The sequence below is a fragment of the Levilactobacillus andaensis genome, assembly GCF_016861695.1.
GTDB classification, from domain to species: Bacteria; Bacillota; Bacilli; order Lactobacillales; family Lactobacillaceae; genus Levilactobacillus; species Levilactobacillus andaensis.
Genome location: NZ_BOLP01000004.1, coordinates 88,623 through 101,467, shown reverse-complemented (window position 1 = coordinate 101,467; position 12,845 = coordinate 88,623). Strand labels below are relative to the sequence as shown.

Genomic DNA, 12,845 nt, shown 5'->3' with positions numbered 1-12,845 from the left:
AGGTGACTGTTTTTTTATTACGATTTTTTACATATAAAATTGAATTAAAAAGGATAGTATAATCCGATGGAAACTGCCTTCCTAGACAAATTGTAGTTTACAAGATTCTATTTTAATCTACATTTTTTTGTTTAGAAATTGTCATCTATTGATGCGGATGGGAACGCCCCCTAGCAAAATTGTTTGAAATGGTTGATAATGAAATAGGCACGTTTTAAGCATCTTTTTGAGAATTAGTTATTGGCATAAGGTATGCGAAAGTGACCACTGGTAAAATGGTTTCAATATATCTGAAAGCGGTTGCAATGATGGGAGGGACCTCTGGTGAATGTGGGAACGTTAGCCAGCACATCGTTTTTTAGTCAAGTTCACCCGGCAGTCGTTGCCGTTTATTTCATTGAATTATTTACGCTCTTATTAGTCTTCAATCATTTAATTTTATCTCTAGCATTGTTTGGTGGGTTATTAGCCATCAGCTGTTGGTACTTTAGCCACCAGCGAATTGTGTCAGTCCTGAAGGGGATTGGCTCACTGATGGCGGTCATCGTGGTGTTCAACCTGCTCCTGAATCAGAACGGGCGCGGCTTGCTCTGGCACTTGACGTTGGGTCCTATAACGTTTCGGTTGACCCGCACCGGCCTACTCTATGGTTGCACGATGGCGATTCTGCTGGGGGCCATGATTCTAGCATTTATTCTATTTAATGGTATTCTGACCACCCCCAAGCTCAGCTATCTTTTATTTCCAGTCGTTCCGCGGCTCGCAATGCTACTCACGATTTCCCTACGACTGGTCAGCCTGTTTACCCAGAAGTTTCGCCGGCTGGTCATGTTACAAAAGACGCGGGGGATTGTCGTCACCGAAGGGTCTTGGGGTCAACGGATTCAAAAGACCGGCCGCCTCATGCGTATTCTACTGATCGATTCCGTCTCGTCTGCGATGGAAACCGCGGTCTTGATGGAAGCACGGGGATTCGGTGCGCATAAGCGGAGTCACTATCAAACCTATTTCTGGCAGCCACTTGATGCCATCTTTGGGCTCGGCGGGTTGTTCCTATTTCTTATCATTATCAGTTTTCGGTGGCAAGGCTTCGGCTGGACCACGGATGTTTATCAGATGACCGCCAGTTCCAGCACAGATTGGTGGTTGGTATTGCCGTTACTCGTGTTTGTTGGTCTGCCAGTATTAGGTGAAGGGGTGTATCGTTTATGGGAGAATTAATTAAAATTGACCACCTCGCGTTCACCTATCCCGGGCAAACGAAACCAACGTTGAATGATGTCTCCTTGTCCATCAAGGCGGGGGCGTTCGTGACAATTGTTGGCGCTACCGGGAGTGGTAAGACGACACTCCTCAAGCAACTCAAACCGGAACTTCAACCGGCTGGCGAACAATCTGGAGAGGTTAGCTTTCACAATCAATCTCTGATGGCTCTTTCCAGTGATGCCAGTGCCCAGCAATTGGGCTACGTCGCGCAGGACCCGCAAACGCAGCCAATCATGGCAACTGTGATCGAAGAACTGGCCTTCCCCTTGGAAAACCTGGGTTTTGATTCGGCGGCCATGACCATGCGCATCGCTGAACTGTCGAACTTCTTGGGGCTAGATAAGCTGTTACATCAGTCAATAGACAGTCTTTCTGGCGGGCAACTGCAGCTGGTCAATCTGGCATCAGTCCTAGCACTTAAGCCAGAGGTCATTTTGCTTGATGAGCCCACGGCCCAGTTGGATCCGACGACGGCGCAGAACTTTCTGACCATTTTACAGCAGGTGCATGACGAGTTAGGAATCACGATCATCCTGACCGAGCATCGGTTGAGTCGAGTTCTGTCAATGGCCGATCAGTTGGTCTTACTGACGGCGGGGCAGGTCGCTTACGTTGGCCCAGTATCGGCGGGGTTACGTCAAATGCACCAAACGCCAGAGCTCCGGGCGTTCGTACCACCAGTGCCCGAATTCTTTCTGGCACACGACTTACCCGTTCAGCCCTTACCCTTAACCGTGACGGCTGGTCGTCAGGCATTGCAGGCGGGTAACTGGCAGTTTAGCGCCCAGAATGACACGACCAAGCTTAAGGTTGCGACCAATCCTTTATTGACGGCTAAGGAAATCACGCGGCACTATGATGGTGGCGCGGCCGTGCTCCGCCAACTCAGTTTGACCGTGAATACCGGCGACTGGCTGGCGATTATCGGAAAAAATGGGTCGGGAAAATCGACGTTGTTAACGATTCTAGCTGGTCTACAGAAGCCACAACACGGTAAAGCTCGGTTGAAGCAGCAAATCGTTTGGAAGCTGAAAAACAACGAGCGGCTCGCCCACATCGGCTACCTTTCGCAGAATCCCACAGAACAATTCAGCGGGGATACGGTGGCGTCAGAACTTACGGCCCAGGCCAACTTGCTGGGGCGGACCGATGTTGAGCAGGTCGTGCACGACATGTTGGTCACCTGTCATTTAACTCGGGTGGCTGATCAAAATGCCTTTGACTTGAGTGGAGGCCAGCAGCAATTGTTAGGGTTAGGTCTAGCGCTGATTGCGCAGCCGGAGCTCCTCTTGCTGGACGAACCCACGAAGGGCCTTGACCCGGACACCAAGCAACACATTGGCCGCATTCTGCAACAGGCACATCAGTCCGGATTAACGGTCGTTATGGCCAGTCATGACATGGACTTTTGCGCGGCGTTTGCGACCAGCTGTACGTTCATGTTTGACGGCCAGGTCAGTAAGCCACAGCCCACACGGACATTCTTCACAAATAACTTTTTATCGACGACGGCCGTCAATCGCTTGCTGCGACAGCAGGTGCCGAGTGCACTCTTTTGGCAGGACGTTCGGCGAACCACGAAGGGAGGTGAGTTACAATCGAACAACGACGACAAGTTAACTGGGGCCTGATTGTGCCGGTCACATTGATGCTGGTCTTGTTAGCGGGGATGCTCCTGTTAAAGGGGAAGCACTACCTCTGGTTCAGCTTTGGCTGTCTGGCGGTTAGCATTCTCCCGGCCTACTGGCACTTTGAGAAGCGAGAAATGAGTACGCGGTTGCTGGTGTTCTTGGCGGTGATCGTGGCATTGGGCGTCTTGGGACGGGTTCCTTTGGCCGCGATTCCGAACGTCCAATTGACTAGCTTCGTCGTCATCGTGAGTGCCGTAAGCTTGGGCCCGGAAATGGGTTTTGTGAGCGGCTCGATGATGGCGTTAGTGTCGAACCTGTTCTTAGGGCAGGGGCCGTGGACGCCGTGGCAAATGTTGGCGTGGGGCCTGATGGGCCTGACGACGGGATTATTACGGCGCAGTCAGCTTAAGGATAATGTCTGGTTACTGGTCGTCTGGGGAGCACTATGGGGATTTTGGTTTGGCTGGATCATGGATCTCTGGTACGCCTTGGCCTACGTCCGGCCGTTGCGCCTCACGAGTTTTCTGTTGGCATTTGCCGGCAGTTTTCTCTTTGACGCCCTCCACGCCGCCACCAATGCGGTCAGCATTCTCCTGCTTTACCGGCCATGGCGTCAACTCATGGACCGATTGATTACCAAGTATCAGATTTTACCTAAGAGCATGACGAGTGGTCATCAGCGTCACAGTTAAGCCGCATGTGCTAGTGTAGCGGGGAAATGACTACGCTGGCATGTGGGAAATGGGCGACTGTTGGATGGCCGGATATTGTTCTTGGTAAGTTCCACCGCTAGTTATTAGCGGGCGGGTCTAATGGTTGACTGGATAATTGATTAGTAGGCAGTAGCTATTGTCTTTTTTCGGAATTCAATCGTTGTTAGAACTGGTGTGGCAAACATTAAAAGGTAACACGTGGTTTACAACTACACTAATTGTAGTCGTAGGCTGATAGGTACGGAACCCTGTGGATGTCGTCTTAGACCGGAGACCGCATTTGGGCTCCAGGTCTGCCTCACAGGGTGGCGTATCTACCAGCCGTAGACGACTATGACCAGTGAAATTTAATTTAAAGGATGATGGGATAATGTTTAAGATGAATAAAGTAATGACGGCTTCACTAACTGCAGTATTGGCTTTGGGAACCTTAGTACCAGTCGTTGACGCAGGGGCTGCAAGTGTCAAGACTGCTAGCAAGAGTTACCGGACCAGCAAGACCAAGTCTGCAACTACATACGCAAAGAAAATGATGAAGGCCAACAAAGATGGCTTGACTAGCAAAGCTAAGATTTTTAGCAAGTCCGCTTATCCAACCACGGGTGCCGCTGCCGGTTACTCCGATTTCCTGTTGGGTTTGAAGAAGCAAGGCTACAAGTTTACGACTAGCCAGAAGAAGTTAGTTAAGAAGAACTTGGTCGTTTCCAGCAAGAGTGATCCAGCTACCTTGGCCAACGCCATCATCGGTTTACAGGCCATTGGCGTCAACCCAACGAAGTACACGCCAGCTGGTGCCAAGAAGTCTATGAACTTGGTCAGCACGCTGTACAAGAAGTCAATGAACAAGCAAACGGTTAACGTTCAAAGCACGACTTTGATTGCCGTTTCTTCTAACAAGACCTTCAAGAAGCCTAGCAAGGCCGCTTTCTCTAAGTCTTCATTAAGCTTGAAGATTGCTAAGAGCCAACAATCCAACAAGGGGTGGGCTTACAACAACACCGTTGCTAGTGTCGACAGTGACACGACTGCCGTTGCTGTCAATGCCTTAGCTATGGGCAAGAGCAAGAACAAGACGGTCAAAACCGCTGCAACTGCCGGCCGGAGCTACCTGAAGAAGGCCGTTTACAAGAGTGGTGCCTTTGGTTACGTTTACAACGGTAAGGAAAACCCCAACGCCAACTCGACTGCCGAAGCTATCATGGGCTTAGCAACGACGAAGGCAGCTTTCAAGAACATCAACAAGACGGCTTTGACTAGTGGTCAAACGGCAACGCCATTACGCGCAATGTTGAGCTACGTGAAGTCTGACGGTACTGTCAAAGATGCTTTCAGTATGACCTTAGCTTACGGTCAAGTGAGCTTAGCTGCTAGTGCCGCACATAACGGTACGTACACCAACAAATTGGTCTACACGTTCAAATAAAGGTTAAGGAGCGTCAGTCATGAAAAAGTCAGTCTGGATCATCGTGGCGGTCGTCGTCACCATTTTCACTATGGGAACGGCGCTGGCCATGCAGCAGCATGCACAGCAGTCCACGGCGCCACAGACGAGTTCGTCATCAAGTCGGAGTTCATCTGCAAGTCAGTCGGCGTCTTCTTCATCGCAGGCCAAAAAGGTTGCGGCGAAAAAGGACGCGCACAAGAAGTCATCGTCATCTAAGCGTAAGGCCAGTTCTAAGGCCAGTTCTAAGGCCCGTGCCAAGGCCACCAAAAAGTCTAAACGGTCGACCAAGGCCGCTAGTACGGCCAGCGTTAAGGCCAAAAAAGTGACGACGGCACGGTCCACTAAGAAGTCGACGGCGGCCAAAAAGACGGCTAAGGCGACGCAACCGACGACCAAGCGGGAAGCGGCTGCGACAACTAAGAAGTCAACGCCTAAGTCGCAATCGACTGGGAAGGTTCATTTGACGGTGTCGGGCTACAAGAAGACACTCTTCAATGACTCAGTGGCCATTTCCAAGAATGCCACGGCCTTCTCAGTCCTGAAGGCGTCTAAGCTGAAATTGGTCTATCAAAGTGGTGTGGCTGTGTATGTCAGCAGCATTAACGGTCTCGCTGAAAATGATGTAAAGGTCGGTAGCGGTTGGAAGTACAAGGTCAATGGTAAGTTCATTGATGAAGCCGCGAATGCCAAGCACGTGACCAACGGCGACGATGTGCACTGGTACTTCACGACAGCGGGGTACTAAGATGAAACGAGCGATGTTTATTGGTGCCATTGGCTGTGGTAAGACGACTCTTTTGCAACGGCTGAAGGATCTGACCATTCATTATGACAAGACGCAAGTGCTAGAATTTTATCAGAACATTGTTGATACACCGGGAGAATATATTGAGCATCGGCGGATGTATACAAGTTTGGCCACAACTGCGATGGACGTTGATGTGGTCGTTATGCTACAGAGCGCCACGGATCAACGTTTAATCTTTCCGGAAGCGCTCAGTACGATGTTTGCTCGACCGGTAGTGGGTGTGGTCACTAAAACAGATATTGCTGATCAGACTGCAATTGTTTGGGCGAGTGACCAGCTGAAACGAGCTGGCGCACAGCAAATATTCAAAGTGTCCGCTTTGACTGGTGAGCATACGGAAGCTCTTCGTAAATTCTTGGATGATTAACAGATTTTGTCTTTAAAATATTCAAAATCTGCCGTTTATTTGAGTTGCGTTCTTGATTAGTGCTCTACCAAAAAAGATATGGCATCCTCGACGTGAGGGTGCCATATCTTTTTTATCTAATTTATCTTCTGTGTACAGTCAACCTTAGTTTTTAGTGGAGGCTTATTAGCTTTGGCGTTGTACAACAAGAGCTAGTAATTGATAAATGGTTAGTCAATTTTAACAGGTGTGTCAGCTGGTTTACCATGAATCAGCTCACAGTTATTATCGAATGCTTTAAGTACCATGTTACGCACAGCATGTGTCGTGTAGAATGCTGTATGTGGTGTGACGAGAACATTTGAACGGTGAATTAAGTCTTCCAGGCGTTTGTCAGGGAAGGTCTTATTCCGCCAATCAGCGTTAAAGATACCGACTTCGTCTTCATACGTGTCCATAACGAAACCAGCAACTTTGCCCTTATCTAGGGCTTTAATCACAGCATCAGTATCAACTAAAGCACCACGTGAACAGTTTACCAAGACAACATCGTCCTTCATCTTGGCAATGGAACTACTGTTGATCATGTGGGTATTCTCTTTGGTAGCAGGGACGTGTAGGGAAATTACATCGGATTGTGCGTAAAGTTCATCTAAGGTATTTACGTAGTAACCTTTGGCTTTTAGTTCGGCGTTTTCATAAGGGTCAAAAGCAATGACTTTAGCGCCGAAGCCTTCCATAATTTGCATGTAAACACGGCCAATATGACCTGTACCGATGACACCAACAGTTTGGTCACGGACTTCACGGCCGATAGTTGGTGCCCAACGCAGATCACCATTTTCAATTTTTTCATCCAAAACCTTTGTTTGACGCAGAATCCGGGCAGTTTGAATAGCGGCGTGTTCTGCAATAGCGTTTGGTGAATAAACTGGTACGTTGGTGATTTCAAAGCCAAGTTCCTTAGCTTTATCTAAATCGACGTTGTCGACACCGACATTCCGCAATGACATCTTTGTAATCCCTTGATCTGCAAGTGCTTGAAGTGTTTCTGCTGTGTAGGAGAGTTGTTGATAAACAACGACCCCATCGGCGCCTTCAGCGTATTTTGCAGTTTTTGGAGAGAGCAATTCATCGGTATAGCCAACTTCGATTTCTGGATGACTCTTTGCCCATTCTTTAACATAGGGTTCTTCATCCTTACGAATACTAAAAGCGAAGATGCGTTTCTTACCGTTTGAATTGGAACTCTTTGCAGGAGACGAACTGACTTGGGATTTAGATTCAGCGAGAACTTGCTTAATCACTTCTCTGATTAGATCTTCATTTACATCTGACATTAAAAGTTCCTCATTTCTATTATTCAGTACATACCTAAAAAGCCAAGTATGATGTTACTAGTCGATTATTGTGCAGTATATCCACCATCGACTAAGAATTCTGAACCAGTGCTAAATGATGACTCGTCTGATGCAAGGAACAAAGCCATGTTTGCGACTTCACTTGGTTCAGCTAAGCGACCCATTGGGTGCAGTGAAACTAAGTGATCGGCAACCTTAGGATCAGTCTTTTCGAGGTTTTCAACTAATGGTGTGTTGACGTAGCCTGGGTGGACGGAGTTAATCCGAATATCATAGCCTTCGCGAGCACAATGCAATGCGGCGGACTTGGTCATCAAGCGAACGCCACCTTTAGAAGCATTGTAAGCGAGTAAGTCGGGGTCACCAATTAAACCTTCTACGGAACAAAGGTTGATAATGGAGTTCTTTTCGTGATTGTTCTTCATGACCTTAATCCCGTATTTGACACCCCACATTGTCCCTGTAAGATTAACGCCGATCGTAGAATTCCAGTTTCTCTCATCCATTTTTTCAATATCAGAAAAGACACCGATTCCGGCGTTGTTTACGATAATATTGATTTTGCCAAATTTTTTCATCGTAGCACTGATGACCCGGTCCCAGTCATCCTTTTTTGAAACATCCTGTTGCATAAATACCAGCCGGTTTGGAATTAATTCCTTTTCCAATAAGTCGCCAGCTTCTTTTTCAATCGCCGTAAATACGACTTTAGCACCCTCTTGAGCAAAACGTTCAACGATGGACTTACCGATACCCTTTGATCCACCAGTAACTAATGCAACCTTACCTTGCAAACGTCCCATTATAAAGCCTCCGTTCTAAAGTTTGTTACAAAGGTATTATATAGCACCCGATTATTGTATGTAAAGCGCTTTCTTTTTCGTAAAATCAGTATTTCTGAGCATTTTGCTTAAAAGAGATTGGTCGTCTATAGAAGGATTATGCGGCTGTAACGTTGTAATGGTAAGCGGTTTCAGACGGTGGATTGTGAAAAAAATAAGTTATTATTCTCGGATAACTCTAAAGTAATAATACTTGTTTTAAATGATAATTTGTCATTATTGTTAGTATTTTCAACGAAAAAATGACAAAAAAGCGACAAAATTTTCATAATTTCCGAAAATCTCACCACTTTTTTTGAAATACCATTTGTCTTAGGAGAGTGTGACGTAGATCCATTGGATGACAGATTTATTTTTAACATAAGTTTCGCTTGGAAAGATTTGAGGTTGAACGCCATCCACTAGGTAGATCCAGCCCTTTGTGTTGCTTAAAGAAGACAGACCATCGATGGCAACGATGCAAGGCCGGCCATTGATACTTTTTTCTTTTAAGACAATCCCTTCTTTTTGAAAGTAGTGTTGAGATGCAGCATAAACTGAAATATTGTCGTTCCACTCTAAGTCGCGGTTGATGGTGTAAATTTTCTGAGCACCGCTATACCGCTTGCGGAATTGTAATGGGGTTAGGCTGGTGGTTTCTTTGAAAACCTTGTTGAAATAGTTTGCTCGAGCAAAACCAATGGTATTCGAAATATCGCTGATGGGGTTGTCAGTCGAAATTAATTGTATCTGGGCTAGAGCAATTTTTCTGATTCGAATATAACTTGAAAAGTTAATTTTAAAATGTTCTTTGAATAGTCGGCTTAAATATGCTGGTGATAAATAAGAATTTTTTGCCACTGTGTCTAGTGTGAGCTTTTGATCGATATTTTGATCTATGTAAGATAAGGCGATGTCAATATCATTGATGCCTTTACTATTGTTGACGTCCTGGGATTGTTTAAGCTTGTTAGTTGGATTTTCAATTTCATTTGTCGATCCGGAGATAATTAAATTGAGGAGTTGACGGCCCTTCATCAAGTCCTCTTTGGTCAAGGGGGACAGGACGCTAATCTCTTGATAGTAAGCATTTAGGACACTGATGGCAATATTTTCCAAGGCCTCCTGATGTAAGGAAGTTGTATTAACAGGAATATTATTTTTATTTGTAACAAACAAGCCATTGAATTGCCCGTTTGTAGTCAAGGGAAAGAATAGTGAAAGATTTTTTTGGTGAAAAAAGGTGGTAACTTTGCCAGTATCTAGGAACACGCCATCGTTTGTGACAAGGTGTAATGAGGCGTCAATAAAGGCAAGATGGGTCTTCGTTAGCTGATAAAATAAAGTCAGAATCTGCTTGATACGAATGTAACGCGTCTCTTGTGAATTAAAATTCATAAAAAAGTCTCCTTTTAGAGGTCACTAACCTTGTTAGTGAGTACACAATAGCTTATTTTATGATAAAAATCAAATATCCGTACTAAATGAGGGTAATATCTTATGAACTGCCACAATTTATAAATGAAAATGACTAAGAAAATTTAAATCACTTGTTATATAATAGCCGTGTAATAAAAAAGTAAGCGTTTTCAAACGTTTACTGACATTAGGAGGCTTTCTTTATGGAACAAGAAGCGCTTGGTATGATTGAAACGAGAGGTTTAGTACCTTCAATTGAAGCAGCAGATGCAATGGTTAAAGCTGCAAACGTTGCCTTAATCGGTCAACAGAAAATTGGTGCCGGTCTTGTAACTGCCATGGTTCGTGGCGACGTTGGAGCTGTTAAAGCAGCTGTAGACGCAGGAGTTCAGGCTGCAGGGAACGTCGGTGAGGTTGTTTCCAGCTATGTCATCCCTCGTCCACATACGGATGTTGAGAAAATTCTTCCACACAAAGAATAAAGAATAGTCATTAAAATTGGTTCTTATTTTGTTTGAGTGGAGGACAAATAAGGACCTTTTTATTAGTAGTAAGCAATTTAATTGAAAATTCTCCGTTACAAAATATTAGGGGGCAGTCTTATGATTGACTTTTTGAATTCCACCAGTGTCGCACCGGAGTTCGTGGGTGCCGATGCAGCTGGGGATACAATTGGGTTATGTATTCCCAACGTAGATCCAGAGCTCCTAGAAAAGATGCACGTTAAAAAGCACTATTCAGTAATTGGAATCGTCAGTGACCGTACCGGTGGCGGCCCACAACTCTTCTCAATGGATGAAGGGATTAAGTCTACCAATACTGAAGTAATTGATGTTGAATGGACGAATGATACCAAAGGTGGCGGGGGACAAGGTTGCATGATCGTCATTGGTGGTTATGATCCATCAGATGTACGTGAGGCCATTAAAGTAACTTTTGAAAATCTGCATCACTACTTTGGCGATGTATATGGGAACGATGCCGGTTACGTGGAATTACAGTACACTGCTCGAGCTGCTGGCTGTTTAACTGAAGCCTTAGGTGCTGAAGAAGGCAAAGCCTTCGGAATCATCAATGCTTGTCCTGCTGCAATTGGTATTGTCATGGCAGATACAGCATTAAAGACCGCTGGTGTAAACATTATTTCGGTGGCAACGCCAAGTCACAATGGTAGTCCTTCCAACGAAGGGACGTTGACCATTAGTGGCGAATCGGGTGCAGTTCGTCAAGCCGTTATTGCTGCTCGCGAACGCGGACTAGAGTTGCTGGGACAAATGGGAGATAAGCCATCAAATGATTATCCCTCCTACATTCAGTAAAAACTTTATTCTAAGGAGGATTACTTAATGAAACGTCAAAAAAGATTTGAAAAGCTAGAACAGCGTCCAATCAATAAAGATGTCATTGTTAAAGAGTGGCCTGAAGAAGGATTCGTTGCGATGAAGAGTCCTAATGACCCTGAACCAAGTGTTAAGGTTGAAAATGGGATCATTACCGAAATGGACGGGAAAAAACGTGAAGACTTTGATTTGATTGATATGTACATTGCCAATTATGGGATCAACATTGAAAATGCTGAAAAAGTAATGGCAACGGACTCCGCTAAGATTGCTAAGATGTTAATTGATCCTAACGTTTCTCACAAAGAAGTTCTGAAGTACACGACGGCCATGACGCCTGCCAAGGGTCAAGATGTTATCTGCCAACTTGACTTTGGTGAAATGATCATGGGTGCTAAGAAGATGCGTGAACGGCGCAAGCCAGCTAACCAAAGTCACGTTACCAACTATATCGACAATCCAGTCGAATTAGCTGCTGACGCTGCTGAAGCTGCTTTGAGAGGATTCGCTGAAGAAGAAACGACCACTGCTGTTAGTCGGGATGCTCCTTTCAACGCGCTTTCAGTATTGGTTGGTTCGCAAACAGGCCGGCCTGGTGTTCTTCACCAATGTTCCGTTGACGAAGCAACCGAATTGCAATTAGGGATGCGGGGCTTGACCTCTTATGCCGAAACCATTTCTGTTTATGGGACTGACCGTTCATTTACCGATGGCGATGATACGCCTTGGTCTAAAGGGTTCTTGGCATCTTGCTATGCTTCTCGTGGAATTAAAATGCGCTTTACGTCTGGTTCTGGTTCAGAAGTTTTGATGGGCTACCCAGAAGGTAAATCAATGCTCTACTTGGAAGCACGGTGCATCTTGTTATCGAAGGCTTCTGGTGTACAAGGGCTACAAAACGGGTCACTCAGTTGTATTTCAATTCCAACGGCCGTTCCGAATGGGTTACGTGAAGTTTTAGGTGAAAACCTGTTGTGCATGATGTACGACTTGGAAGCCGCAACTGGGAGTGACCAATCGTTCTCTCACTCCTCAATGCGTCGGACTTGGCGTTTCATGGGTCAATTTATCGGTGGGACCGACTTCATCTGCTCAGGATTTGGTGCCGAACCAAACCCAGATAACACTTTTGCTGGTTCTAACGAAGATGTCTATGATTACGATGACATTCACTTCCTGTCACGGGATTATGGTCAATCATTTGGGATTCATTCAATCAAAGAAGAAGATGCCATTAACGTTCGTCGGAAAGCCGCTAAGTCGTTGCAAATCGTCTTCAAAGGTTTAGGTTTACCTGCTATTACCGATGAAGAAGTTGAAGCTGCAACTTATGCTGATGTTCATGAAGACATGCCAAAACGTGATAAGGTTGCTGATATGAAGGCTGCCCAAGATATGATGGACAGAGGAATTACAGCCGTTGACGTTATTAAGGCGTTAGTTGACGGTGATGTTAAGGATGTTGCGGAAGCCATTCTGAACCTTCAAAAGCAAAAAGTTGTTGGGGACTATCTCCAAACGTCGGCTATTTTCGATGACAAATGGCATGTTGAATCTGCCGTCAACGAAGGGAACGACTATCAAGGACCAGGTACTGGTTACCGTCTCTACGACGACCCTGAAGAATGGAAAAAGGTAACGGATATTCCACAAGTTATCGATCCAGAACACTTCGATATGTAAGGGAGGAGGTATT

Annotated in this window: 12 protein-coding genes; 9 read left to right on the top strand and 3 right to left on the bottom strand. The window is 45.7% G+C overall.

Going from position 1 to position 12,845, the window contains the following annotated elements; all coding sequences use genetic code 11:
* Positions 1 to 324 precede the first annotated feature (324 nt).
* From JUF10_RS02970 to JUF10_RS02945, 6 genes are all read left to right on the top strand, one after another.
* Positions 325 to 1,221 carry an energy-coupling factor transporter transmembrane component T gene (locus JUF10_RS02970; protein ID WP_203640759.1) on the top strand — a complete coding sequence of 299 codons (897 nt, stop codon included), beginning with the start codon at positions 325 to 327 and terminating at the stop codon, positions 1,219 to 1,221.
* Positions 1,209 to 2,897: an ABC transporter ATP-binding protein gene (locus JUF10_RS02965; protein ID WP_203640758.1), complete on the top strand. Its 1,689-nt coding sequence runs from the start codon at positions 1,209 to 1,211 to the stop codon at positions 2,895 to 2,897. Before JUF10_RS02970 ends, JUF10_RS02965 begins: the two co-directional genes overlap by 13 nt.
* A 17-nt stretch (positions 2,898 to 2,914) precedes the next feature.
* Positions 2,915 to 3,589, top strand: a complete 675-nt coding sequence (locus JUF10_RS02960; RefSeq protein ID WP_203641082.1) for an ECF transporter S component — start codon at positions 2,915 to 2,917, stop codon at positions 3,587 to 3,589.
* A gap of 391 nt (positions 3,590 to 3,980) precedes the next feature.
* Positions 3,981 to 5,033, top strand: a complete 1,053-nt coding sequence (locus JUF10_RS02955; RefSeq protein ID WP_203640757.1) for a prenyltransferase/squalene oxidase repeat-containing protein — start codon at positions 3,981 to 3,983, stop codon at positions 5,031 to 5,033.
* A gap of 19 nt (positions 5,034 to 5,052) precedes the next feature.
* Positions 5,053 to 5,799: a DUF4430 domain-containing protein gene (locus JUF10_RS02950; RefSeq protein ID WP_203640756.1), complete on the top strand. Its 747-nt coding sequence runs from the start codon at positions 5,053 to 5,055 to the stop codon at positions 5,797 to 5,799.
* Position 5,800: 1 nt separating this feature from the next.
* Positions 5,801 to 6,229, top strand: coding sequence for a EutP/PduV family microcompartment system protein (locus JUF10_RS02945; RefSeq protein ID WP_203640755.1), 429 nt, complete (start codon positions 5,801 to 5,803; stop codon positions 6,227 to 6,229).
* Between the two features lie 209 nt (positions 6,230 to 6,438).
* On the opposite strand, the gene JUF10_RS02940 is transcribed toward JUF10_RS02945, so the two are convergent.
* The 3 genes from JUF10_RS02940 to JUF10_RS02930 form a co-directional block, all read right to left on the bottom strand.
* A complete protein-coding gene (locus JUF10_RS02940; protein WP_203640754.1) occupies positions 6,439 to 7,548 on the bottom strand; it encodes a D-2-hydroxyacid dehydrogenase in 1,110 nt (369 codons plus the stop codon).
* Positions 7,549 to 7,613: 65 nt separating this feature from the next.
* On the bottom strand, positions 7,614 to 8,372 hold the full coding sequence (locus JUF10_RS02935) for a glucose 1-dehydrogenase (protein ID WP_203640753.1): 759 nt from the start codon (positions 8,370 to 8,372) through the stop codon (positions 7,614 to 7,616).
* 351 nt (positions 8,373 to 8,723) lie between these two features.
* The gene (locus tag JUF10_RS02930) at positions 8,724 to 9,788 is read right to left on the bottom strand and encodes a helix-turn-helix domain-containing protein (protein ID WP_203640752.1); all 1,065 of its coding nucleotides are present in this window, start codon (positions 9,786 to 9,788) and stop codon (positions 8,724 to 8,726) included.
* Between the two features lie 224 nt (positions 9,789 to 10,012).
* Here JUF10_RS02930 and JUF10_RS02925 point away from each other — a divergent pair, with 224 nt between their 5' ends.
* From JUF10_RS02925 to JUF10_RS02915, 3 genes are all read left to right on the top strand, one after another.
* Complete coding sequence (locus tag JUF10_RS02925; protein ID WP_048735679.1) at positions 10,013 to 10,291, top strand: BMC domain-containing protein; 279 nt, start codon at positions 10,013 to 10,015, stop codon at positions 10,289 to 10,291.
* Between the two features lie 120 nt (positions 10,292 to 10,411).
* Positions 10,412 to 11,128 carry a propanediol utilization microcompartment protein PduB gene (pduB, locus tag JUF10_RS02920; RefSeq protein ID WP_048735680.1) on the top strand — a complete coding sequence of 239 codons (717 nt, stop codon included), beginning with the start codon at positions 10,412 to 10,414 and terminating at the stop codon, positions 11,126 to 11,128.
* Positions 11,129 to 11,155: 27 nt separating this feature from the next.
* Positions 11,156 to 12,832 carry a propanediol/glycerol family dehydratase large subunit gene (locus JUF10_RS02915; protein WP_203640751.1) on the top strand — a complete coding sequence of 559 codons (1,677 nt, stop codon included), beginning with the start codon at positions 11,156 to 11,158 and terminating at the stop codon, positions 12,830 to 12,832.
* Positions 12,833 to 12,845 lie beyond the last annotated feature (13 nt).